At 45.5% G+C, this 26137-nt stretch carries 18 protein-coding genes; 3 read left to right on the top strand and 15 right to left on the bottom strand.

What is annotated here, in order from left to right; translation table 11 throughout:
* Window positions 1-21: 21 nt before the first annotated feature.
* The 9 genes from gpAD87_RS08120 to gpAD87_RS08080 all read right to left on the bottom strand — a co-directional run bounded on the left by gpAD87_RS08120 (window position 22) and on the right by gpAD87_RS08080 (window position 16936).
* Window positions 22-990 (bottom strand): ROK family protein, encoded by a 969-nt coding sequence (locus gpAD87_RS08120; protein WP_064637381.1) that lies wholly within the window; start codon window positions 988-990, stop codon window positions 22-24.
* Window positions 987-2891 (bottom strand): class I mannose-6-phosphate isomerase, encoded by a 1905-nt coding sequence (locus gpAD87_RS08115; RefSeq protein ID WP_064637379.1) that lies wholly within the window; start codon window positions 2889-2891, stop codon window positions 987-989. Before gpAD87_RS08115 ends, gpAD87_RS08120 begins: the two co-directional genes overlap by 4 nt.
* Window positions 2892-2986: 95 nt before the next feature.
* Entirely contained in the window at window positions 2987-3913 is a 927-nt protein-coding gene (locus tag gpAD87_RS08110) for an AraC family transcriptional regulator (protein ID WP_064637377.1), read from the bottom strand.
* A 98-nt stretch (window positions 3914-4011) separates the two neighbouring features.
* Entirely contained in the window at window positions 4012-11271 is a 7260-nt protein-coding gene (locus tag gpAD87_RS08105) for an endo-alpha-N-acetylgalactosaminidase family protein (RefSeq protein ID WP_064637375.1), read from the bottom strand.
* A gap of 34 nt (window positions 11272-11305) precedes the next feature.
* Window positions 11306-13480 (bottom strand): 1,3-beta-galactosyl-N-acetylhexosamine phosphorylase, encoded by a 2175-nt coding sequence (gene gnpA, locus gpAD87_RS08100; RefSeq protein ID WP_064637373.1) that lies wholly within the window; start codon window positions 13478-13480, stop codon window positions 11306-11308.
* A gap of 14 nt (window positions 13481-13494) precedes the next feature.
* Window positions 13495-13677, bottom strand: coding sequence for a DUF6903 family protein (locus gpAD87_RS08095; RefSeq protein WP_197521385.1), 183 nt, complete (start codon window positions 13675-13677; stop codon window positions 13495-13497).
* Between the two features lie 6 nt (window positions 13678-13683).
* On the bottom strand, window positions 13684-14577 hold the full coding sequence (locus tag gpAD87_RS08090) for a carbohydrate ABC transporter permease (RefSeq protein WP_063562706.1): 894 nt from the start codon (window positions 14575-14577) through the stop codon (window positions 13684-13686).
* A gap of 11 nt (window positions 14578-14588) precedes the next feature.
* A complete protein-coding gene (locus tag gpAD87_RS08085) occupies window positions 14589-15482 on the bottom strand; it encodes a carbohydrate ABC transporter permease (protein ID WP_063562707.1) in 894 nt (297 codons plus the stop codon).
* 95 nt (window positions 15483-15577) lie between these two features.
* A complete protein-coding gene (locus gpAD87_RS08080) occupies window positions 15578-16936 on the bottom strand; it encodes a carbohydrate ABC transporter substrate-binding protein (RefSeq protein WP_064637371.1) in 1359 nt (452 codons plus the stop codon).
* A gap of 228 nt (window positions 16937-17164) precedes the next feature.
* Between gpAD87_RS08080 and gpAD87_RS08075 the strand changes: the two genes are divergently transcribed.
* Window positions 17165-17998, top strand: a complete 834-nt coding sequence (locus tag gpAD87_RS08075; protein ID WP_063562709.1) for an AraC family transcriptional regulator — start codon at window positions 17165-17167, stop codon at window positions 17996-17998.
* Between the two features lie 236 nt (window positions 17999-18234).
* Here the strand turns inward: gpAD87_RS08075 and gpAD87_RS08070 are convergent, their stop codons facing one another.
* Window positions 18235-18819, bottom strand: a complete 585-nt coding sequence (locus gpAD87_RS08070; RefSeq protein WP_064637370.1) for a TetR/AcrR family transcriptional regulator — start codon at window positions 18817-18819, stop codon at window positions 18235-18237.
* A 160-nt stretch (window positions 18820-18979) separates the two neighbouring features.
* Here gpAD87_RS08070 and gpAD87_RS08065 point away from each other — a divergent pair, with 160 nt between their 5' ends.
* Together gpAD87_RS08065 and gpAD87_RS08060 are read left to right on the top strand one after the other, a co-directional pair.
* A complete protein-coding gene (locus gpAD87_RS08065; RefSeq protein WP_064637368.1) occupies window positions 18980-19981 on the top strand; it encodes a DUF3500 domain-containing protein in 1002 nt (333 codons plus the stop codon).
* A gap of 271 nt (window positions 19982-20252) precedes the next feature.
* Window positions 20253-21158 carry an SDR family oxidoreductase gene (locus gpAD87_RS08060; RefSeq protein ID WP_064637366.1) on the top strand — a complete coding sequence of 302 codons (906 nt, stop codon included), beginning with the start codon at window positions 20253-20255 and terminating at the stop codon, window positions 21156-21158.
* A gap of 167 nt (window positions 21159-21325) precedes the next feature.
* Here the strand turns inward: gpAD87_RS08060 and gpAD87_RS08055 are convergent, their stop codons facing one another.
* The 5 genes from gpAD87_RS08055 to gpAD87_RS08035 form a co-directional block, all read right to left on the bottom strand.
* Window positions 21326-22273, bottom strand: a complete 948-nt coding sequence (locus tag gpAD87_RS08055) for an ABC transporter substrate-binding protein (protein ID WP_064637364.1) — start codon at window positions 22271-22273, stop codon at window positions 21326-21328.
* Window positions 22274-22305: 32 nt separating this feature from the next.
* On the bottom strand, window positions 22306-23613 hold the full coding sequence (locus gpAD87_RS08050) for an NtaA/DmoA family FMN-dependent monooxygenase (RefSeq protein WP_064637362.1): 1308 nt from the start codon (window positions 23611-23613) through the stop codon (window positions 22306-22308).
* A 328-nt stretch (window positions 23614-23941) separates the two neighbouring features.
* The gene (locus tag gpAD87_RS08045; RefSeq protein WP_063562712.1) at window positions 23942-24913 is read right to left on the bottom strand and encodes an alpha/beta hydrolase; all 972 of its coding nucleotides are present in this window, start codon (window positions 24911-24913) and stop codon (window positions 23942-23944) included.
* Between the two features lie 233 nt (window positions 24914-25146).
* Window positions 25147-25416 carry a CD3324 family protein gene (locus gpAD87_RS08040; RefSeq protein WP_064637360.1) on the bottom strand — a complete coding sequence of 90 codons (270 nt, stop codon included), beginning with the start codon at window positions 25414-25416 and terminating at the stop codon, window positions 25147-25149.
* Between the two features lie 235 nt (window positions 25417-25651).
* Window positions 25652-26038 (bottom strand): DUF3888 domain-containing protein, encoded by a 387-nt coding sequence (locus tag gpAD87_RS08035; RefSeq protein ID WP_064637359.1) that lies wholly within the window; start codon window positions 26036-26038, stop codon window positions 25652-25654.
* Between the last annotated feature and the right edge of the window lie 99 nt (window positions 26039-26137).

Raw genomic sequence — 26137 nt, 5'->3', positions numbered from 1 at the left:
TTTTTCTCCTTTATTGGTGGATTAGGTACCTTTTACGAGTTGGAAAATCCCGTGGAACACATACTCCTGCATTTGTTTCTCATTATGCTGAGCAATCCTCTCGGGCAAGAGCGCTTCCGAAAGTGCTCTGCCAAACAGATCATGGGTTTCGGCAATTTGTCCGCCCAGGATCAGACGAGCGGGGCGAAACTCTGCCACGTACGGACGCAACATTTCCCCAAGCCGCTGGCCGTAAAGTTGCCATACACGGATGGCGGAGGAATTTCCCTGTCTGGCCGCTATGGCCAGATGGTACACGTCCTCTCCCTGCCTTCGAGCATCATGGCTATCTGCCAAGGCCAAAATCCCTCGGCTTCCGAACAGATCATCCACGGTTCCTCCGTTGTATTGCTCGGCATACAACATGCCTGAGTCGGGAATTCCCCATTTTCCACTGACAATGGACCGGTTCTCAACGAAAGCGGAGCCAAGACCCGTTCCCAATGTAAGGCAAAGCAATCTGTCCTGTGGAAAAAGCCTGCTGACCCCCAGAGCGAACAGGGCAGCATCATTGCCAAAACGAATATCTGCGGCGGCAAGCTGGGTCATCCATGTAGGAGCAGTGGGCTCCGCTGCAAGCGCCGTTAATTCACACCGCAGCAGTGTTTTTAGATTGAATTCATAAAGCTGCTCGTATTTATTCAATCCCTGGATACGGGAAACGCCTGTGTCGTATTCAAAAGGGCCGGGGAAAGCAAAACCGATGTGAAAATTGGCAAAAGTGGCCCGGGTCCCTTTATCGGTACTTAGCCTCTCCATGTAGGCGACGTATGCCGCGGCAAGCTCCTGGATCACGCCAGCCAGATTGGAGGCGATTTCATACGCGCTACTGTCGGAGTGCGATGACCTTTTGACATAAAGTTGTGGTAGAAGATTCCCGTCACTCAGTACAACGACACCCTTCAAAAAGGTCCCCCCGGCATCAATGGCAATCGTTACGTCAGGGTTCATAAAGGTTCACCAGATTTCCAGTGATGCGGAAGCAGAGGCATGTTCCAGTCTGGCGAAACCTGTGCCCGGATCAGAGTGCACGATCGGTCACCCAGAGACTCCAGACGGAAACCTCCTACGGAGGCAGGAACGATATACGCTTCCGCGTACCCCCACTCCACAGCCGCTGCCTCATCATCCAACGGAGTCAGCCGCACACGATCGCCTTCTACGAGGTTGAACATCACAAACTCTCCAGCCGTGTCGTCGATCCACTCTCCGTCCAGTTTTAATCTTTTGATCTGAAAAAGCAGATCCTCCCGTTCGCCCAGCAGCTCTTCCCTGCTGTCTCCCTGTACCCGGCTTTCCTTTGGAACCGCTATCAACTGCTTCTGAACGTATTCCGTGTCAAACTGTTCCTGCATGTTGGCTCTGGCATGATCGCCGTTGATCGGACGCGGCCGCCCGTCTCTGTCTAGCCGCAAATGGTCGTATATTTTGAAGGTAAACCACCAGGTTGTCGAAGAGATCTCCAGCACCAGATTGTTTTTGCCCGAAAAATGTACGGCTCCCGGCGGGATCAGAAACAGGTCACCCTTATTCGCATCCCAAATGTTCACATAATCTGGGATCTTCAGTGGTTGTCCCAAGGTGTGGGCCGATTCAACCGCCTGAAGCAGCTCCTCCCCGGTTGTACCCTCTGTGAAACCCAGTCCCACAAAAGGTTTGGCGCCTTCCTTCTGTTCCATAATGTAATAGGATTCCTGCTGCGTCATCGTTTCGTTGAAGGTCTGCTCGATGTAAGCCTGCTGGGGGTGGACCTGCAAAGACAGATGATCCCCGTCGATCGTATCGAGATAATCAAACCGGATCGGAAAATAGTCGCCAAACAGTTGCACATTACGCTCGCCCATAATTGCTTCTGGATGAGCCGACAGTAGCAGCGGGAAAGGAAGCTCCACTATAAAATCCCGATAACCGATGAATATCGTGTTTTCCGGTGCGATAGGTTCAAACCCCCATGCGCAGTTATTCCAATCCTTAGGTAGGTCGCATAGTTCTTTTAAATACTGTCCGCCCCAAATCCCCGGTGCAAAATACGGCTTTACTCGAAAAGGCTGCTGGGCTGTTGAAGCCAAAAGTCGGCGCAGCATAGGAACGGTGACCAAAATGGGTCGTTCCCGGTTGTTCGTATCCACGTAGTAGTCAAAGTCATACAAGTGGCGTTTGCGATATTCCTCCCAGACGGGCCACTCCAGAAACAAGGCCTGTTTATAGGTTTCGACCGTATCCAGGCAAGGACCTAACCCCAGAGACCCCATCCCCTGCTGATGCAGTTTCTGCTGTGCTTCTCTCGATAAGTCGCAAAATAGAGAAACGTTCGTTAAACCTGATGCTGTAGAAAGGAAACCAGAGCCTGGCCCAAAGGTCACAACGATGGGGGCTAACTGATCTACGTTTGGCGACTGGACCTCTGCATGTTCAGCGGAGTGATAAAGCCGAAGTTGATCGTCTACATCACTGAGCCAGACCGACTGTGCATGTGGCCGGAAATAATCCTTAACGCTGACGTCCGAGGCTACAACGCCAAAAGCACGGTTATCCGTCAGATAAGGGTGAAACTGCTGAAGCAAATCTGCAGAAGACTTTAAATAATCAGCGCTGTCAATCTCAATTAAAACCCTGCTCTCTAGGTGGCAGCGCGACCGAAGTATTTCCAGACATTCGCTGAATGCGGCACCATGCGTACCGTCAATGACCATATAAAAAGGAAGCAAATCATTCTGTACACATTCGGGCCAAATTTGATCAAGCCATTCTTCATACGCATTCCAGATCCCCGGTTCTGTCTCTTGGTCGGGCTGAAGCTGAATGAAATTGACTGGGTTGGTTTGAAAGGCCAAAGGGGCTATTCGGGGCATGTTTAAAACCTCCAACTCTATATCGATTTATGTTCATCATTGTATAGGGAGTTGGAGGTGCTGTCTTTAAACGATCAAGCTGTGTTTTTGTACAATCAGGACATTCGGGGTGGGTAATGCATTTTGCCAGAGCGGCCTTCGGCAAACTGATTGCGTCGGAATTTGGCCGGGGAAACACCAAGCTCGCGGGTGAATATCCGGGTAAAATAGTGCACGGATTGGAACCCGCACTTGATGGCGATATCTTTAATTGGTGTCTGTTCATTTAATAAGAGCCCAGCGGCTTGCTGCACACGTCGTTCCTGAATGTAGTGGACGAAGGACTGCCCCAGATTTTCCTGAAACAACCGGGTCAGGTGACGGGATGAAATGTGGAGGTGCCTCGACACCGTCATAAGTGTAAGCTCATTGATCAAATTATCATCAATGTATCGTTTGGCCTGTCGGAACAACGTATTTTGTTCAATGGGCTGCTCTCCCGTATCGGCCGAGTCTGTTCGAGTCGGAACGTGCAAATCTGCTATCGATAACAGCAGAGAAGCGGAAATTTGCTTTACAGCAAGAGGAAGAGTTGCCCCAGGCTGGTCGAAAGAAGTAATGAGCGCTTGCCATAAATGGCCAGTTGGCGTAAGGTCCGCTTGCTGCGCTACGCTTTGTCCAAGCTCGGCAAGGCGACGGAAGGATTCAGTATAATAAACATCTGTATGGACTTCATCCAGTTCGAAAGCCACATAAGAAAGTGTCAGTCCGGTCTGGCTGCGAATTTGATGCCATACGCCTGGAAGAGATAGAAATGCTGTTCCTTTATTTAAAGCATAATGCTGGTTTTGTTCTATGTAGCTTCCTTCACCGTCTACCACATAACAAGCCTCAAAAAAGGAATGCCGGTGGAAGGCATTGTCGAAATGATCGGGCATGAATCCCCAATACAAAATGGACAATGAAAGCCCTGTTTGCTCCACTTTTGTAATATAACGATTGCATATTTGATTAGCCCGGCGGAAGCTGGCTTCGATGGTCATGGCGTTCCTCTCCCTTCAAGCTCTCATTATACGTTTGCATAGCAAAAAGGCAAACCGGAAGTCGGTCTGCCTTTTTGAATATTTTTCAACTAAGTAAATCAGATGATGCCCTTTTCGCAATACGATAATAATCTGCTAAATAAAACAGCTGCCTCAGCCCGGGTCAGATTATGTTTCGGATTAAGCTTGTGATCTGGTGTTCCTTGAATGAGATCAAGCTCAATGCAAATCGCTAATGCTTCCCTGGACCAGATTGCTGCCTTATCCGCATCTTTGTACTTAGACAGTACCATTTGCGTTTTATTGGAGACTTCTGGCAATCTCCCTTTCATCTCAAGCGTTCTTACTATAATAACGGCCATTTCTTCACGGCTTAAGGGTTTCGTAGGCTCAAATAAATTACCCGCATAGCCTTTAAACAAACCTGCATCCGTCGCAGCACGAACATCATCCTTATACCACTTATCTTCGGTTACATCTTTAAATGATGATGACCCATCAGCCTTAAGACCAAATGCTCGAGTTAACATCGTTGCGATTTCAGAACGGTTTATCGTCAGATCTGGAGCAAATTTCTGATCATTCATGCCCTTGATAATACCTTTGCTCACAAGAGCTTCTATTTCCTTGTTTGCCCAGTGATTAACTGTATCGAGAAATGCTTTGGGTTTGATGTTACCCGTATCCGGCTTAGCTCCAGTTTGGTTATCCTGATCAGACCCATTATTTGTTCCTGTACCAGGATTAGGCTGGATTTCGGGTTTCGTACCTGTGCTTGGATTTGATCCGGTGTCTGGATTTGATCCTGGGTTTGTTCCTGTTCCTGGATTTGTTCCTGGATTGCTGCTGTCCTTCGCTTTTACTTTGACAGTCGCAATTGCTTTAATGTCCGTCCCGTTGACCGCGCCTTTCACCTGAAAACTACCTGCCTGTGCATAAAGGGAAGGATCAATCGCTTCCCATACAACGGTAGCATTCTCCGTCGTATCATTACTCAATGTCACAGTCACTTGCGAAGGCAATATCGGTCTCGATCCAGCTTCCGTTTCAACCTGTACGTTCTCAATGGATACGATGCTAACTGCTAATTTTTCTTTAATGTAGAAATCATCGAGAATGAAGGCGTAATCAGAAGTAGGGTTTCCAGCACCTTTGGATACCATTTTGAAAATAACTTGGTAATCATGTTGAGCACCAGTTATGAATTTTTTCTGGAAGCGAATATAACCCCCGTCTTCACCCGCTTTATTACCCGTATTAGGTTGCGTGCTCAGTGCTTCCTTCAGCACAATTTCACCAGTGGAGCGTGATTGTACAGAAACCTCATAACTAGCATACTTTTCTAAGGTGTAAATAAAGCCTAAGTCATATTCTGTGTTTGGTTCCATTTTCACGCTGGATTCATTCGTTTTTATTAATTTACCAACATCGGTTTCATTCACTTTCAACGAATTCTCACCATCCAGAACCCAGGTCATTACAGGACCAACCTTGTTCTCAGATGCGGATACAACGGGGTTATTATCCTGTTTATTACTTTGATCGGTTGCAATATGAATTTGCCTATCCCCACCACCGTACTCAAAAGGACCCCAGCCTTCGTACACATTTTCAAAATCCTCATATACAACGTAGCTCCTATTCGTAGGGTCTTTCTCTACAGTTGTATGCTTCCAGATTCGCACATCATCAAATTGAATAGTACCCGCTCCCGGATCAGCTACAAGCTTAACTGTCGCGGAATTAATGCCTGCTGGAACCTTGAATTCAACATTCATTCTTTGCCATTTAGTATCCACGTACTTGAAGGATGATTTATGGATGCCCTCCTGACCTGTCACATGATTGGAATAGGTTTGACCATTAACCGTGACCTGAAGCGAGGATTTCCTCCCCTTTTCAGTCTGTGTCCACACTCCGACGGTGTAATCCTGACCAGGCTGCAATCCGGTAATCTCCTGCGAGATTACACCTGAATTACTGCCGACCTCTGCGTATCTGTTCCAATTCGATTTGTTCATTTCTTTAGTGATATCGTATTCTGTATCCCCTGGAACAGTCTTGATTGTAATGTTTGCTGGATCATCGACTGTCCATGAACCTGGAACATTGAACTTCTCTGAATTGAAGGCAAAATCCTTGATCAAACTGCCTTCTCCCCAATTCCCTGCATTAGGCACCAAAGTCAGGGCATCAGCAGTTGCTGGATACAATACATAAGGCGTATTTTTCTTTGCCTTAGTAATCGTAAGAGATTCATTCCGAGCGACCAGCGTATCCACTAGAACTTTACCTTGTTGGGTCAATTCGTACATATTAAACTGCTTCACATCTTTAAATTCATCCGTCAACTGCCAAGTGGTCGAGTTACCTGTTGTGTTCCAATGGTACAGCTTCGCACCATCGTTAACACCCAAGATTTGATTAGCTTTGTTATCCCAAACCCATGGAATTAACGAGTTAGCCTCACCTGTATGGCGCACTGATTCATCGGTAGTCGTTCCGGTATCTTTCCAAGAAGAGATCAGCTTGCCATTCTTGGTAAGCTCAATCATACCGGTTGATTTATTTCTCTTAGAGATGACATCATTATCAAAAGTTACTTGGTCCTCTTCATATTTCAGCACACCGAAATGCTGTATATACTTCGTCGGCAATACTTCATTGAAGAATACCGTTACACCCTGCTGTACGTCTGGCTTAGAATCCCCCCAAGTGGTCACACCAGGGATTTTTTGTCCTTTAAATAAAGCATTCCCCACAAAAATATCCAGATTGTTCTTCACCATTCTAGAAAGGATACTCTTGTTCCCTTTATTGGGATATCCCAAATCCGGACCCCAGTGAACGAAATCGACACCCGGTTCAATCGGACCTGAGAATTCTGTTCCTACTTTGACACCAAGACCATTGGCATATTGCAACAATTTATAGGCATTGTAGTCATTGCCGGTATACACGTCTACATAATAGAAATCCAACGCAGGATCTTTAGGGTCGTTGGCGTCCTTCGTGAGATTATATAGATTGGTTAACCTTGATTTCAGTTCACCACTCAGGACATCCTTCGTTTGATCTACATAATAAGCTGTATCGATCCAATCCCAACCTTTGGAGAGCTTATCTGTCTTCGGTCCATTAGCTGTAGCCCCAGTTAAATTGGAGTAATCCAGTTCGTTGGCATCGAGATGATATTCGGTTGCATTCAAATGTACGCCGACGTGAAGGTTGTACTTATCCCCCTCATCGATCAAATAATTGAAATCATCCAATCCACCTTGTCGTACACCAATATTAGAGTAGGAAGGAATATCATCATCATGCCCCTCCGCCTGATAGCCCTTATGCAGAATCATCTGTCCAAAACCGTCTGTAAAATTATACAGAACTTTTCCCGTATCCAAACTGTTCAAGAACGGATCATTAGCTTGACTCGCAAAATTGAAGGCAATGTACATCATATTGTTCTTCATATCCTGTGCGCCAAATGGCTCATTGTAAATTTCCGTTCGGTAAGCAACAGCGGCATCCTGCCAATCTGTCTTATCGTCGTTATTGCGTTCCCCAGTAACGACTACTTCATACCATGGTAACTCTTCAGTTTCACTACTTTGAAGATGTCGATACGTCCAACTGCCTGGCTTCACCGTTATTTTATTGACAAGTGGTTTTTTCTCAGTGGTGATTATCAATTTATTGCCACCGCTCATGACGTTGTCCTCTGCCGATGCTGCCAGGCCATCTCCACTCACCATAGCCATCGTTACACCGGTCGTACCGCTTTGCTTCATAAGAGACATATCGTCAACCAGTTCCTCTGAGACTCCGTGCCACTCCCCGTTTGACTTACTCCATGCATACGATGCGTCTTTCATTGAACTATTCACATGAATCAGAGCGTTGTTCATTTGAATTGAACGCACTAAGAAATCCGGGCCGTCGGAAATTTTATCAATTTCAAATCGGACTACATTGTTCGCCTTTGCCTCGAGATGCCCATCAATCACAACGCCGATCTCATCAAACGTCATCGTGTACTGATATGTGCTAGCACTCTCTTTCTTCGACACTGTACGCGGTACATAATCCTTATTATTAATCTTCACACTATTCGTTTGCTCTACGTCGGCCTGTAGCGTGTGATGATCCAATTGATACTCTACAATGCCTGGAAAATCTTTATATACACTAACGGTCATACCATCATTCTCAATCGTATCTGTCTCTTGCGCCAGCTTGAGCTTAGGTAGCGACTCCAGTTCAACCATTTTGAGGTTACTCACCGTCATTTGTTTGGTTCCATACCATGAACGAAGACCAAACCAACCCGGCACAACAACCATCGATTCTTCAGATATCGAACCCATATCTGTAGCTACGCCATCAGGACCCGTAATGTTAAGACTAACCGTTGTTCCCACCAGACGAAGCTCAATATGATAATTTGTATTGGCCTGCATCTGATACGTATTGGGAAAGGATATCTCATTCCCGTTACTTGTTGTAACCTTCCACTTCCCATTAATATCATGAACGACACCTACGTATTTGTCAGCTGCCGAACCTCTCACGATAAAACCATAACGGCCACCATCTGCTCCAGCGGAAACATTGGTGTTAAAATCAAAAGTGAGTACCTGATCAGTAAATTTAGGACTATCCTTATCCACGGCTAATGAAACCCCTGGCATGTTCAATCGGATTTGGCTGTCTCCATTGGCGAGAACCTCTGGTTTACTGTTATCAAGAGGACCCCAGTTCTGCGCATTATAATCTGGTGCATACACCCGAACCTCTTCTGCAGTGATCGCGTCTATCTTGACTTGAATCGCATGGGTCACAGAATTGTAGATGCCAAATGAACCTGGTGTGTATCCAGTTACATTCACACTGCCTACCCTAATTCCATTGACGTAAAGGCCTAGCTCGTTCTCGATCATTTCTACACGTAGCGTGTAATCTTTGCCAGAAGCAAGTGCAGTAGTAGCGCCAATCACAAAAGAATCATTACTACCTTCCAGCTTGTATTTCCAATTCCCCGGACTTTCTTCGTAAATCACGATATTTCCAAGTGTAATCCCCGTAGCTCCATCCGCCTGCATTTTCACTTGATATATGCCGTTGGCTACTGGAGTTACATTCTTATTGACAGCAGCCATTTCAGCATCCAGCATCCCTTGCAAATATCCATTAGAAACTTGCGGCGTATCCTTGAAGCCTTCCCAATTCACGATGGAATCACCTTCATAGTACTCTTCATATTTCAGCTTGCCGACATGGGATGAAGACGTATTCATATCAAGGAATTCTTCAGTAAAAACAACATTATCAATATAAATGTAATTCTGAGCAACTACCCCAAAAGGCCCTTCCCCGAATTGCTGCCCTGTCGGTAAGTTTGCTTGCAATGTAGCACCATTAATACTTAAGATCACAGAATGATCGGCGTATTGAAGTCCAACTTTGTTCCAAGAATAAGGTAAAGGACTGAAGTCCAAAACATCAGAAACAACAAAATCGTTGCTGGTTCCGTCCTTATTCAATAACACCCACTTCGTACCCTCATATTTAACAATGGCACCATCACCTATAACAAATCCGATATCTTTTGTTGCAGGTTTCACATCCAACATATATGTCGCACTTTGCAAGGACGGTGCATCCAGGTTCATTACGTTGTCTTTGATATTGGAAAGTTTTAACACCCGATTACTGCCTTCTGTAATAATAGTAGAATCAGCACCAGTCCAAGTACCTTTAATTCCATCCTCAAAATCATTACTGTATTGTGCAATTTGTTTGGGTTCAATGATCTCATTCGTATATTGTACATTGTCGATTTGTAGCTCTACAGTGCTTCTAATGCGAAGTCCGAAACGCCCAGCTGCTTCAGAATACTGTTCAAACGTAATGTCGCCAATCCGCTTTTTATTCAAAAAAACCGTTATTTTCTTACCATTAAAATTAAACATGAGATTGTTCCAACGCCCTTGAATCGGATAAGGAATCTCTTGCTTATCTCCCCAGCCCGTATTGGACTCCGGTATCCAGCTGCTCGGATCAACCCCGAGTTCATTGAAAATACTTGCTGAATCATTCATTCTGAAACCAAAAGCAAACCCTTGCCCACTAACCAATTTGTCCGGATTTACCAGTTTGAAATCTAATGAAAGAGTTCCTTGTTGAATTTGTGGCGAATCCAGATCCACACCTCGTTCGCTAGATCCTTTTTTAAGGGAGAGAACTTTATTGCCCGTAATATCCGTCACGACCGTTGCTTTCAGCCCCGACCAATGGGGTGTATAATTGGAGTCTTCATAATCTTGAACATAATTAACAATGTTTGAAGGCTTCTCCCTCGTGCCCACACCTTCAATTCTCACACTCTTGATGGCAATCTCTCCTGTAGCATAGCGCTTATACAGCCCGACTTGACCTAATCCAGACAACGAACTCAATAAATCAGTATTCTTATTGTAATAAGTCACGTCGTCTACAATGATCAAAAGCTTCGTACCATTAAAGCCGATCTGAATGTGATAATCTGTGTCCATTTTTAGTTCTGGTCCGTCAAATGTTTCCCACTTACTTGTACCATCCGGACTCTGAATAACCCAGGTTGTGCCGGCATCATAACGAATAGCTATACCTTGGTTACTATCATTAGATCCTAGAACAAATCCAATATTGCTTTGATTTGTGCTGGTATACCGCATCGTTGTATCTATGACTCCTCCGGAGAGCCAAGGAGCCTTATCCCATGTTGCTATAGCTCCACTGCCACCCAGATTGTTAATCGTTACTGTCAATCCATTGTTTACTGAAGTATTTCCATTTCCTTTGACGAAAGTCATGGCTTCCGGTTCCATAGACTGATAGTTATTCATATAAGAAACAACCTCTTGATTACTTGGAACATTATTTTTTAATTCTGCCAAGAATGTATCTATATCTACATTTCCTGTTGTTTCCTTACTCTTTTCAAACACCGTGATTGCAACTTCAGCTTTAATACTCGTTCCCTCTACAGATCCCTTTACGGTAAATGTCCCTACCTGCGCATAGTCAGAAGATTCAATTGGATCCCAGCTCACCATGACTTCTGAGGTAGTGCTGTCACTGTATACTGCCTGTATTACCGATGGAATTGATGGCTGCTCATCAACGTATGTTTCAACCTTAATCGGGGGGATGCTCTCGATCGTTTTTTCCTGTGGCTCAATTGGCAATTCACCAAATTCTCCTGAAATAGCATAAGCAGTATTGCTAGGGAGTACCATCAACTGACTTGAAGCAACCAATAAAACCATCATCCAAATCCATAATTTGAATATCATTTTATTATTTTTTTTCCGCATCAAATCATTCCTCCTACAATAAAATGCTAGATTTTTATATTTCGTACCACTTGATCTCATTTGCATCCAGCTTCAGTGAGAAGCTGGAGCCATCACCGCGATAAACGACGGTTTCCTGTGGCTCATACGTATTATTCACCACGCAGAATTTGCCCTTTTCCACATAAGCATGAACCTCAACATTATAGTTCTCACTGAACCAGCTGTTCAGCTCCTGATCGCTGTGGGCGCTCCAAAGGATCGCACGGTACAGCAAGCGGCTATTCTCGAAGCTGTATGGTAAACCGCTTATATATACGCTTCGCCCGTCACCGAATTCGTTCACCGCGAGTTGAACTTCCTTGTCCGTTTGACGAAGAATCGTAGTTCCTTCTAGGGCAAAAATATTTTTCTTTCCTTCGCCAAAGTTGATTTCCTTGCTTCCATCCGGATTGGTTTTACAATCTGCCGTAATGAAATGTTCATGCTCATCCCAGTTATATTTATCATAACCCAGCGTAAAGCCACGTTCTTCCTCTACACCGAGGATGTTGGCCAGTTGGAAAAAGCGCCCATTCGCCTGATGCGCTGTGGGTTCGCCAACACCGATAAATCCACCGCCTTCATAAACAAACCTTTTTATGGCCGTAACGATATCCGTATCCAGCCACCATTCTCCACCCGTATAGGCCGTATCTGCATCGCCAACGTTTAATATGACGTCAATATCATCTAAGACGGAAGGATTTTCTTTGATATCGTCGAAGCTGATGAATTTCACTTCGAAAGGTGCACCAGAGAGAGCTTCAATAATACCGGCATAACTATAATTTTGCTTGTAATAAAGTGCATGATGGACCATATGGTTCCCCCAGGCCCTCATTTTGCCCCAACAGTTGAGCACGGCTACCGACTTGACGCAATACGGCAAGCTTCCCTGTACATTGTCATAGAGCGTACGGAACTCATCCGTAACGCTTTCTACATATTCAATAAACTCGGGAAAATCAAGGGCTAGCTTAAGATATCCGCCGTAGCCGATTCGATCGATCGGTTTGCGGAGAATCGCGCGTCGTGCGGTGACCCAATTTTCTTTGGCTTCCTTTACGGGGTCCCCGCCTGTATGAAAGGTATCCGGGAAAAAGTAAGGTAAGAAACGACCTTCCGTATATTGCACGCCTGGGATGTCGCTGATCAGTCTTAGTGTTGAACCGTTACCTACACTTCCGACTACGGCATCCAGACCGATCGATGCAAATTCCTCCATGAATGGTTCTGTGCCGATCCAATGATCACCCAGGAACATCATGGCCTCCTTACCGCATTCGTGAGTAATATCGACCATTTCTTTGGCAAGCCTCGCCACTTCACGACGTTGGAATGCTTGAAAATCACGGAACTCCTTCGTAGGTATTCGATAGGTGTTGTTGTAGTAACCTTGGTCGATAATAAATTCAGGTCTGAACCTGTACCCGATCTCTTCCTCAAACTGTTCGAGGATATAAGGGCTAACTGAGGCAGAATAGCCGTACCAGTCCACATATTTTTCACGAGCGAGCTCATCAAAAACCAAGGTGAATTGGTGAAAGAAGGTTGTATAGCGAATCACATTGACATAAGGATGATCTTCGATAAACTTGTGAATTCGCTCCATCGTATACTCACGAGTCTTCGGTTGACGAACATCAAAGGTAATTTGATGCTCGACGTCTTTCCATTCATTGGTGACCGCATTGTACATATGAACCGGATCCCACATAATATAAGCCAAAAAACTAACGGTATAGTCATGGAACGGCAGGGTTGTGATGGTGACATCGCCGATTTTGTCGTCATAGCTCCATTGTTCGGTCGGAACGACCTCTCCGGTTGTACGATCAATGACTTCCCACCAGCGCTGAATATCGTCGCGACAATTCACTTTGAGCATGTCGGGATAAATCCCCTTCATAAGGGAAATGGAAATGCTTTCGCCTTCAGCCGTATGAATGGGAGTCATCAAATACATTTGTTGAATCTCTTCAGGGTTGGCATTAGCCCATACGTTATCCTTACGGGTTGTATAATAAGTAGAATAGACCTTGGCATCGATATCCCGCAGCTCGGCGGGAAAGTCAGTTCCATCACAATCGCGCACAGCGTCTGCTCCCCAGCGTTTCATGATCTCCAGGGTTTGCGGAATAACGTCCAAATCAGTAGGGATCGTTACACGTCCTCTTTTTGTACTCATGGTTGAAAACTCCTCTATTTATATTTTCGGTTATATAGCCATAGCAGACCGATCAACATAGCGAGACCAAGCAACATCAGACCCAGTCCGGGGGCTCCAATGTTCTTTTGGCCAACAATGACCAATCCGATACCGACGATAAAAACAATCAGCATCAACAAATTACGCAAATAATTCTTTGTAAAATCTTCCATCATCGCACCTTATCCTTTCAGCCCGCCCATCGTCATGCCTTGGGTTAGCTTTTTTTGTACCAGAATATATATAATCAAGGTTGGAAGCATGACCAGCACCAGACCTGCATACATCTGACCATACTGAACTGCGGATTTTTGCGCTGCCATCAGGTTCATTAAGCCAACAGGTAATGTCTTAAGGGTCGGTTTGGTTAGGAGAGTCATAGAGATAATATATTCGTTCCAATAGGACAGGAAATTGAACAGAATAACCGTTACGATGCTGGGTTTGGCCATAGGCATAATCACTTGCACCATAGTACGGAAATAGCCAGCACCGTCCACCGAGGCCGCTTCCTCAAATTCTTTGGGCAGCGATTTAAAATATCCCGACATGAGATAGATCGTGAAGGGCAGTGCCATCGCAGCATAAACCACCGCGAGAACAAACAGGTTGTTCAGCAAAAAAGGGTGTCCCAGCATGCCGCGGAGCATCTTGTCGCCGTTATTAAGCATCAGAAATATAGGAACAATGATATAGTTTACATTAATAAACAAACCCGCCATAAACATCATATTCCAGAATCCGTTCCCTCTAAATTTAAAACGAGAAAGTACATAGGACGCAGGCAATGCCACCATAAGCAGAAGCACCAGTGCGATTACCGTCACCAAAACGGAATTGAGCATAAAAGAACCCATTTTTGCCTTGAGCCATGCATCAGCAAAGTTCTGTAGATGCATCCCAGCGGGAAGTGCCCAGGGACTGCCGTAAAACTCACTGTCTTGTTTGATGGAGGCCATGAATGCCCATAGAACAGGGATGAGGATGAGGATGGCTAAAGCGATCAGTATAACGTAAATGAAGCCCTTATATAATTTGTCGCTAACGCCTCTCCGTGAGCGGTTGTTTGTATTCATCTTATCCCCTCCTAAAATTCCAAATGCTCTCGTCTGGTAACTGCGTTTAGGATCCCAGCAAGCGCAAACGAGAACAGGAACACAATTACACCGATGGCCATCCCATAGCCATAAGAGGAATTAGTATAAGCTTCTTTATACATATAACTAAGGAACACTTCGGTGGCACCGTCGGGACCGCCGCTTGTCATCGTCATCACGAACAAAAAGCTCATGTTAATCGTACTGATGATGAAAAAGGTGAGCGTCGTCCGTATGTTCGTCCAGATTAACGGAATGGTTATCTGGAAAAACTGAGCCATTCGCCCTGCCCCCTCAAGCCCTGCCGATTCATATAAGCTCTCTGGAATGTTGGCCATACTAGCCATGTACATTACCATGTAATAACCGATCGCCTGCCAGATCATCGCGCCTGCAAGACTGAAAATAACCACTTTCTGATCCCCTAGCCATAGAATGGGCTCTGCTTGTAATCCGCGAAACAGCTTTAGCAATGAGTTCATAAGCCCGCTATTCGGATCGTAAATCGCTGAGAAGATCGCACTGATGACAACCACAGACAGAATGTTAGGAATATAGAAGATTACGCGTAAAACGTTTTGCCCTTTAAGTTTTTCACGCGTGAGCATCGATGCAAACAGAAGTGCCAGAGCAAAGGTCACGATTGTAACAAGAACAATGAGCAGAACACTGTTTTGAAAGGTCTGATAAAACTTGTCGCTATGAAAAAGCTTATTGAAATTCTGCAAACCTACGAAGGTTTTGTTATCGGTATAGCCGCCCCACTTGTACAATGACATCCGAAAGACATCTATCGTAGGAATAATTAAGAAAATTGCAAAAAGGAGGACGGCGGGTGCTAGACAGAAGAAGATAAAACGTCCTCTTCCTTTTTTCATATCCATGGCTTTCTCTCTCCTCCCAAAAGTCAGATCATGGTGGTCAGCACAGGTCCGCCCACCATGATCCTGATACATGCCCCAGGCCTCTGGCCTCTTTATTATTTCAATGCTCCCCGCAAGGCGTCGCTTGCTTTAATGATTCCCTCAACCCACTGTTGCTGTGTTTTAGCACCTGTTACAAGGGAGTCAATGGACGCAAACACTGCATCCGATATATTCACCCCTTCAACTGGGTCAGTTGTTGCAAATGCACCCATAGCAGCCTTTGCCCCATTGTCATAGATGCTGTAGAAAAGCTGGTTGTCTCCATCCAATTTGTCGGACATACCTTTGATCGGTTGAATCGCGCCAACCTTTGCAAAAATGGCTGCTGCCTCATCGGAATAAAGATAAGCAATAAATTGTTTTGCCAGATCTGCGTTTTCCGCTTTGGCAGGAATCCAAATTTGTTCGAAGAAGGTATACGAATAACGGTCGCCACCGTCTTTTATTGCCGGAAGAGCTGTGAAGCCCCATTTGAAGCCTTCTGCTCGCGGAGCTTTGCTCATTTCGCCAACGACCCAAGTACCGTTAGGCATGAAGAGTGCTTTATTGTCCAGAATCAGTTGTTGGTTTTTGGTAAAGTTATCTTTGTTGGCATTTGCGGGAACCGTTTTTTCGGTGTAAGTAGCCAGTTTACCGATCAGTTCAACCGTTTGTTGAGCTTCTGGGGTTTGCCAAATGCCTTCGTTGTAATGCGTCACTTTAGTGAAGAAATCCGCGCTGCCCACCTCGTTGAGCAAAGCATAGAAGAAAGAGTCAAAGTAACCTGACGTCGGATAAGCAAATAGTGAAATACCCTCGGCTTTAGCTTGATCACCTAGAGCCCACATTTCTTCCCAAGTCGTAGGAACTTTCCAACCTTTTTGTTCAAACAAACCCTCGTTATAAAACAAACCGGTAGGGCTGTAGAACATAGGCATCAGATAGGTCTTTCCATCGTTATACGGATTCGTGATCGTTGTATCAGTGAAGCCTGGAATCAGCTTATCCTTGACGGTTACACTTTCGCCGGGTATGGTCATGGACAGCACATCTGAAAGGTCAGTTAGGTTATTATCCTTTACAAAGGTTTCAGTCAAGCCCTTCGGCTGGCCCGTTGCCAAATGGATAACATCAGGAAACTCACCAGATTTCATGCCGGGTCCGATGACATCTTCAATATTTTTGTCAATCGTCGTTTCGACTTTCACGCCAGGGTTGGCGCTTTCGAAAGCAGCCGTGATTTCTTTCCATACATCAGCCCCGTAAGCGGTTTCCAAAGCAGCTAGCTTAAGAGTACGTTGTTCCGTAGACGTTGCCGAGTTCGTGCCGGTTGAATCCTTTGTTGAATTAGAACCATTTTCAGAAGAGCTGCCGCAGGCTGCCAAGCTAAGAGTCAATGCTGCCGTGATCGCAAGGCTAAGAATTTTTTTCATAAATCCATTCCCCCTATATTTAGTGATCATACGTAACCGCTTACATTCTTTCTCGCCCTTTTAATTTATCTTAACGGCCTCTTTATATCTACATACATGTTGTCGTTGATTTTATATATCTTGCTAATATAATAAATTTATAAATTAACAATTTTTTTAGAGCATAAAACGTTGAGATTGGTTTAACTTTAGTTCGCTTAATGAGATTGAGGAAAGGACGGATTGCTGATGGGAAATGTACGCTATTGGCTCCCTGGTAAGGGACGTGGAGAGATTCCCGCAAAGTTAATCTATGTTAGCTCTTCCATTTATGAAGGAGATTGGTTCAGCATTCGTCATTCACATAACTTCGCCGAGCTGTTTTATGTCCGAAGTGGACGAGGGAATTTCATCGTAGAGGATGAGATTTTTTCGGTGCAGCAGGACGATCTCGTCATCGTGAACCCGAACGTAGAGCATACCGAAGTATCCATTGGTAGTGACCCTTTGGAGTATGTAGTGCTTGGGGTTGAGGGGATGAGTTTTGATTTTGGAAAGCAAAGTGGAACCCGTAATCATGAAATTATCAATTATTCAAAACAGAGGAATGAACTCTTGTTGTATTTCAACGCCATGCTTTCGGAAACCGAAAACAAGAATGAGAACTATGAGGACGTCTGTCAAAATTTACTCGAGATTGTAATCATTAGTTTAATGCGAAGATCTGGTCATCCCTTCTCTGTTGTAACCACGCAAAGGGCTGACAAGATATGTAGCCGGATCAAGCGACATATCGACTCGAACTACGCGGAGGAAATCTCGCTCCACTCACTTGCAGAAAAGGCGCATATCAGCAAATATTATCTGGCACATACTTTCGCTAAATATTACGGCATGTCACCTATTAATTATCTCAATGAGGTCAGGATTCGTGCGAGCAAGGAGCTACTAGAAACCACAGATCTTTCCATTGCTCAAGTTGCGGAATCCACTGGTTTTTCCTCTCAAAGCTACTTCTCACAAAATTTCCGCCGGTGCTGTGGCCTAACTCCAAGCGGTTATCGTCTTCAGACAAAAAAATGAGTTTAATCACAGGTATACATAAGAACGGTACAACTAACCAGAACACGAAAAAGGGTGCTCCTGAGAATCAAGAACACCCTACTTGTGTACCGCCTTTTTGATAAGAAAACGTTGAAAAGGAATTGAGTATTCAGCTGCTGAAAAGCGCGACTGTCAAAAGTGTAAGCATGTGAACAATGCGATTCTTCTTCTTCTCCAGTCGTTCAAGCAGACAGTCGTTGCAATTAAGCGCCCCTTCATCGCAGTTGTCTTGCACGAAGGTCGCTCATGAAGTCTTTGGCAAGTTCAAGTGGGACAAGTTCTTCGGGATTGCGTCCGCTCAGAATCCAGAAGAATGTCGGTCCAATCAGCAAGGCTGTGGCCTGATCGATTGGAATTGGAAGCGTGTCCTTTCCGAGCGCGCGCTCAATCACAACCCGAGCGCTGTCACCGAGCAGGTCCTTCGTAGAGAGCAGTTCCCCCACGGCAGAGTCATGCTGTGCTTCTCCTAGGAGCGCTCGATAGGCGGCGCCTGCCGGTGAGTCCGTAAGGAAACGCACGAGTGCTTCAAGATACGCTCTAAGATCATCCAACGGAGTTCCTGCGGGACTAATCTCCAGTTCTTCCTCGGCATCGGCTGCACTGGCCTCGAACAGGATTTCCGCTTTGTGTGACCACCAACGATACAAAGTCTGCCGGGACACTCCCGCTCTCTCAGAAATGCCCTTCATCGTCATTGCCGCATAGCCGACCTCGACCAAAAGGTCATCAACCGCATCCAGAATAGCCGACCTCGCTTGCTCACTTCGCGGACGACCACCATGATAATGTTCTTTTTCCATGTCTCAACTATACACGGATACAATCCTCTTTGTCCAATGCCAAACCATATATGTGGACACACTGTCTCGTATATGATATATTTTCGGTGCACGGTGACTCGAAACTGTGACGATCATTTTGATTGATGCCCGAAGAGGCTCGGAAGGAGATTACAATCATATGCGCATATATGCGGCTAGAGTGGCACACACGTTCAATTGCCCAACAACATCGAACGGCAAAATCGTCGAGCTCGCGAAGTCGTTCGCGGCTACGCTCTCCTATAACCAGCTCCGCGATTTGAACCAGGAGTATTCGCTGAGGAATGTAGTGAACTGGTCGAACTATCCCCAGGCAACGATGGGTCGCCGCGGCCGATGCGGTCTCCGAATCGGCACGCTCTCGGAAGAACAATGGACAGCGCTGAACGTCTTACTCGCGGCGGCTACCGGTTCAGGCAAGAACCAGGGCTATGACGAGATTCAACAGATCCTTAATGCAGACGACTATCTTCGTGATCACGGCGTGGCCCGAGACTACGGACGGGACAACTACTATGTCGCATTCCTTGGTACACCATCAAATTCGGGGACGTGGGAACTGCAATTCGGGGGACACCATCTCGCAATAGCCAACACTTACACAGATGGTAACCTCGTTGGAGCAACTCCCTCGTTCCGTGGTATTGAGCCGTTCTCGACCTTCGAGTACAACGGCATCAGCAATCAACCCCAGCAGCGTGCACAGAGAACCTTCGTAGCTCTACTCGCCTCCTTTGACAATAACCAGTTAGCCTTATCCAGACTCCGTGGCAAGTACCGAGATCTCTTGCTGGGCCCAGGCAAGGATTGGGCGTTCCCGACGACGCCCGAGGGCATTCGGGGCTCCGAATTGCACGAGGACCAGAGAGCCCTGCTGCTAGCAGTGATCGAAACCTATGTTAGCAGCACCGACGACGTGAACGCTGAGAGAATCCTCGCTGGCTATGAGAACGATCTCGATTTCACGTATGTAGCTTATTCGGGCTCAACTTCCGTGAGCAAACCGAAGGACTATATCCGTATCGACGGCCCGTCGGTGTGGATCGAGTTTTCTATGCACATCGGTATAATCCTTTCAGATCCACATCCACACGCTGTGTGGCGCGACAAGAACACCGACTATGGTGGCAATGCCTTCTAAAACAAACTTGCCCATTGGCGCTCACGCAACCCTGATTGATGACTCGCCAAACCAGTCCGTCAATAAACCGACATTCGCTCACGGGTCTTCCCCATGCGTCTTGTCCCTACTCCAAAATAATTTACTAGACACACTGTATCGTAACTGATATATTAAGTTACACAATGTCTCGTAATTGTCCAGGAGTGGACATCGTCGTGAACCTGCGATGCGAGTAACCGTAAAAAATATGAATCGTAGCCTGTGAAAGGGCTACAAGGAGGTAACACAGATGAATGTATTTATTACTGGAGCAACGGGATGGATCGGATCGGCCACCGTAGATGAGTTGCTGAGATCGGGCTACAAGGTCGTCGGACTGGCTCGGTCGGACGGCGCTGCGGCTTCGCTTGAGGAGAAAGGTGCGACGGCGCTGCGCGGGGATCTCGATGACCTCGATGCTCTCCGCCGGGGGGCGGCCGAAGCTGAGGCTGTCATCCATCTGGCGAACAAGCACGACTGGGCAAATCCTACGGAGTCGGATCGTGCTGAACGGGCCGCAGTCGAAACTCTCGCCGAGACACTAATCGGTACTGACCGGCCTTTCGTAGTCGCCAATGGCATCTCTGGTCTTGTTCAAGGGCGTCCGGTGTTGGAGGCGGACCCGTCCCCAGCTGTGGGCCCTGGCTCTGACCGGGGGGGCTCTGAGAATCTCGCTCTCGACTACGTCGGTCGCGGAGTGCGGACCATCATTACCCGGTTTGCTCCGACAGTCCACGGGACTGGAGATTGGGGATTCATCAATTTCCTAATATCCGCGGCCCGCAAGCAGGGAGTATCCGGGTACATTGGTGACGGCTCCAACGCTTGGTCTGCAGTGCACCGTTCCGACGCAGCCCGGCTCATCCGGCTGGGAATTGAAAAAGCTCCGGCCGGATCGCGTCTACATGCGATTGCAGAGGAAGCCATCACCACTCGAACGATCGCCGAAGCAATCGGGCGCGTCCTCGACATCCCGGTAGCCTCGATTGCAGCTGAGGACGCCGATGCGCACTTCGGATTGGTCGGCAGCTTCTTTAAACTATCCCTGACCGGCTCCAGCGAACGTACTCGCGAACTTCTCGGATGGACGCCAGCTTCACTTACTCTGATGGATGACATCATGGCTGGCGCTTATAATCAAGTCGAAAAACTATGAGCGCCCCAAAGATAGTTTCCCCGGTGCCGTGAAACCGTCACGACAACTTGAACTCTGGGAAGGACAATCTAATATTAAGGCGAACCTCATGCGACAAAGTTCTTGACTTCCTACATCAAAAAGTCCGATTGCGCTCAGTATTAGCAATCGGACTTCTTGTATAACAATTATTGTTCAGCCATTTTCAGAAAATACTCTGAGGCCAAACGGACAGCCAGAATACTCGCACTATTGAGGGAATTATCAAAGATAACAACATGGTTATTTTTTACTGCCTCCAGTGAGTTCCACACCTTCGAAGTTTCCTTTTCCTTAACGGCTGCCTTTGCGACATCAATATCATGCTGGACAATAATATAATCGGGTTTCATGTCGTATAGTCCCTCCAGCGTAAGCGCCTCGCCACCCTCAGGATATCCCTTCGGTGCCAATAATCCAAAGCCTGCAGTTTGATTGTAGTACATTGTATTTTTAGATCCTTGGGCAATAAAATTGGCTTTTCCATCAACCCGTAACAAGGCAAAGGTCTTATCCTCAAGAGTACCTAAATGTTCTTTCGTTTGTGCTATCATTTCTTGGGTTTCCTTAATCAATTGTTCTGCGAGCTGTTCTTTTCCAACAACCTCAGCGAGGAGCATCGTTGTTTTTTCCCAGGTATCGGTGTAGTCGATTAAGATGACTGGAGCAATCTTGTTCAACTCATCATAGATGGTATCCACAGACCCCTTAAAGGTTACAATCACATCAGGCTGGGCCTCAATAATCTTTTCCAAATTCGCTGAGTCGCTACCCAAATCAATAATATCAGTAGACCCGGCGTAAGGCTGTAAAGTTGCAAACTTCTCCATCGCTTCCGAAGCGCTTATTGATGCGATTGGAGGTGTATCCAGAGCAAAAAAGTAATCTAAGTATAATGGATGCAGCACCGCTATACGCTCTGGTCGTTTTTCAAGTATCACCCCATTATCGCTGGCATCCTCAATGGTTCTTGGCCATCCTTCACCCTCGATCTTGCTGGCCTCAGGAGTAACTGCCACGGGCGTTTCGGAGCATCCAGCCAGTATCCCCCCTGAAAGTATAATTACAGTTAAAATCAATCCAGTTAGTCTTTTCATATGTTCTCCCCAATTCCTGTGTATACAATGTTTTATGAATTTCCTAAATGATCTCGCAACGTTTCCCCGGTATATTCACTTCTGAACAGACCTCTTTCAACCAACTTCGGAATCAGCTTTTCAAAAAATATTTCCATCGATTTTTCTGAACCGCCTGGCAGGGCGATGAATCCATCAATAGCACCAGCCTCAACCCGCTCAATAATATCATTAAGTACGGTCTCGACTGTTCCCACAGATACCCAATGGGCAGATCCGACAACCTCAGGCCGATTCAGGATATCTTTTACTGTAGGCTGATATTTTGTAATATAACGGCGCAACAGCTCAGCATGTGTACGACTGCGGACAGCCTGATCAGGATCAGGCAGCATATCCTCGGTTACGCGTTGATCCAAGGGGAAACTGCTTAAATCAAGACCCATCAACGATTCCAGAGATGCGTGTCTGCGCTCAAGACTTAAATGGGCATGAGCAGCCTTATGTAATTCAAGCGCTTCTTCGTGCGTATCGGCCAGGAAAAAATATAACCCCGGCAAAACTTTAATCGTGTTCGGATCGCGCCCATGTTCTACAGCTCTTTTTCTCAAATCACTTCGCAATTCCACGCCCGATTCAAGATCCGGCATTGCCGCAAAAATAGCATCCGCTACGGAAGAGGCAAAATTCCGTCCAATATCCGAAGCACCAGCTTGAAACAGAGGAATGGTTCCAGATGGATGAGAAGGTAAAGTAAGTGGCCCTTTTACATTGAAAAATTCACCGGAATGATGAATAGCATTCACTTTTTCCTTATCAGAAAACATGCCTGACTTCCGGTCAATAACAATAGCCTCATTCGGAAAACTATCCCAAAGCTTGCATACCACATCCGTAAATTCGATTGCCTTCGCATACCGTTCTTCCGGTAATGGCATTGGTGAATTGCCGAAATTATCGGCGCCTTCAATAGAAGTGACAATATTCCAGCCGGCACGCCCATTACTTAGCCAGTTCAAGGACTGAAGCTGCCGGGCAACAACATAAGGCGGATTAAACGTGGTAGAAATGGTCGTAACGAGTCCGATGCGGTTGGTTTCACGAGCTATTGCTGCAAAAAACAAAGTAGGATCTGGGCTGCCGAAATTAGAAGAATCGCCTAACATCTGCAGGCTAATATACAGATAATCAGCTCTGAAAAGAAAATCAAGCTTAGAGTTCTCCGCCATTTTTGCCCAATGAATATAATAGTCAATGGTTCCTGTCTGCTCCACTCCGCTATCCGGGTGCCGCCAACCGTCACCTTTATTCCATGTTGCATTTAAGGACAATCCAATACATAGTTGTCTGTTTGAAGTCATTTCTACCAACCTTTCTTAGTTCTTATCATTGTTTTGCTCCAGAAAGCCCTCCGGTCAAATTTAGCCACCATCTAATAATAATGATTCTCATTATCAAAACAAAGTTTAGCAAGGATTCAAGCAAATTTAAATACACAAGTTACAAATTTGATATGCACAATTATCTAAACTATGGTTGGACGGCAAAAGGTCTGGTTCTTGCCCCACGACAAAACAAAAAAAGCCGCATCAATGCGACTTTTATCTTTCAACAGTCTAACATGTGTCATTTGTACTGCTCCCACCCTATTGTCTCGGTCCCGATTCGATCTCTAAATTAGTCTTATAATCAAAGTAACTCCAGAGCTTTCAACAAGGCATACTCACTAGAGGTGGCACCTATTTGAGAAAAATGTGCATTCGGAAACATTGGAGCCAAATGATGATATCCAGGAAGTACTTGCAATTCGATCAAAACACCGTCAAAGGCAAGTTGTTTGGCAAATAATAAGGTTTCATCTATGAACAAATCAATGCTGCCTATGCTCATATAAGTGGGTGGTAAACCGGCAAGAGATTTTGCACGCGCTGGCACGTAATATTCACTTGTTTCCTCTTGTCCGGGTTCGTGACCTAAGACAGATTTCCAGCCGAAATAATTGCTTTTTTTGGTCCAAACAAACTCGCCGGCATAAGGATGGTCTGGCAAAATACTTGTACGGTCATCGAGCATTGGGCTGCGCAGTCTTAGATGATGGATGTCGAATTCCTTCTGGTCGCGAATGTACAGGGCTAACCCCGCCGCTAATCCACTACCGGCGCTGCTGCCTGCAAGAGCGACTTTCTCGGTATCTATCCCTAATTCCTCGGCATGCTCGATGCACCATTTCAGGCCGGAATAACAATCCTGTAATTGACTTGGCTGAATATGTTCTGGCGCTAGCCGATAGTAAACAGATACACAGCAAAAACCATGTTGCACAGCCAGTGCCGCATTGCTTTGGCGTTCACCGACCGGACTGCCCATAACCATTCCCCCACCATGAATCGAATAATATAACGGCATCTTACTGTTCTTTGGTTGGAGGGGTTTAATAATTTCGATACGAATATCAGGACCACCAAAATAACTTGGAACCGCCCTTTCTTCGAATGTGACTGGAAACAGCTGCGTTACATCGATTTGCTGCATCATTTTTGTTTGACTTTTCCGTGCTTCCATTAGTGTTGCAGCGGAAAGATCGGTGGCTGGTATTAAATCAATTGCACTTATTATCTCCTGATCGATCAGATGTCTGCTTCTGCTTTTTGGTTCATTCATATTTACCGTTTCCTCGCTTTCTTAATCATGTTCAACGAAGTGCTGCTCTCTCCAATGGTCCAGTATTCCCGATTTGAATCCAGATCAAAAGTTACATTTTCTCTCACTGTATCGACTCCTCTTCTGCCTAATCCTATTGTAAAGAGTGCAATAAGCTATTTAAATGAAAACAATAAGTTAGAATCGTTTTTGACATAAAAAACACTGATGAATTTCTTCATCAGTGCCGTGTACTACTTATTTTTGGAATAAACAATTTTCTTAATGGTTTCGATAGAGAGAAAGTAGTCCTTAGCAAGTTGCTCAATGCTGCTATTACTCTTAAAGGCTTGTCTAATAGTGGCATTTCGGTGATCTAACCATTGCCTTCCGCCACTCAAACTTCCCCAATGATTATATTCCTTTTCCTGTTTCGGAATGTAAATCGTCTCTCCCTGGACATACTCTTGAATCATTATTATTAACTTTTCGGGCAATATTTTTTTAGCGTTTGTATATTTCACTCTGCTTCACTCCTTATTTTTGAAAATAAGGTGCAAAGCCAAAATATTAGAAAAGCTTATTTAGCGTTAGAAAAGATTTAACCCCATGCAAAGTAACGCTTCTCCAATACTGGCTTTGCACAAGTGAAGCAAGTCACAGACAATCTTAACAGATTCTCCATCAGTAAAGCACCTCCCTTTTACGTTGCCAGTATAGCATAAATATAAATACTTCGAACCATTTCAAGATTAATGTTTAGTCATTCCTATGGATATATTGAATTAACTTGACTTTACCGGGATCGATATCGAATGTCATAAACTCCTTAGCATTTGGAGGATTGTGTGGACCATAGTAAGTGCTGACTTCTACAACTACTCGAAAGGCATAAGACCCGGGCGATTTCCTTTGTAGTTCTAGAACCTTCATATCATATAAACCATAACTTGGTTGCGGCTTCTGAATTTTTTGATAATACTGAGTAATGGCCATTTGTATGGACGGATTAAGTAACGTCAAAGATAAAGGTTTAAACTCCTCCTCATTCACTGTGTTAGGCTCTGCATTGACTAAAGCGCTTAGATTTAGCGTTAGAATACAAATAACAGTACAACTAACAAAGATGTTCAATACTTTCCTCATTTGTTCTGCTCCTTAGCGAGATTTTACCCTTACCTATCAAGTTTCCCAATGGTTGATTTTTTTAACACAAGTCAACGACAAGTCGCTTGGGAGTTTATT

Source organism: Paenibacillus sp. AD87 (assembly GCF_001659845.1).
GTDB classification, from domain to species: domain Bacteria; phylum Bacillota; class Bacilli; order Paenibacillales; family Paenibacillaceae; genus Paenibacillus; species Paenibacillus marchantiae.
This window is presented reverse-complemented; position numbering and strand designations above follow the sequence as displayed.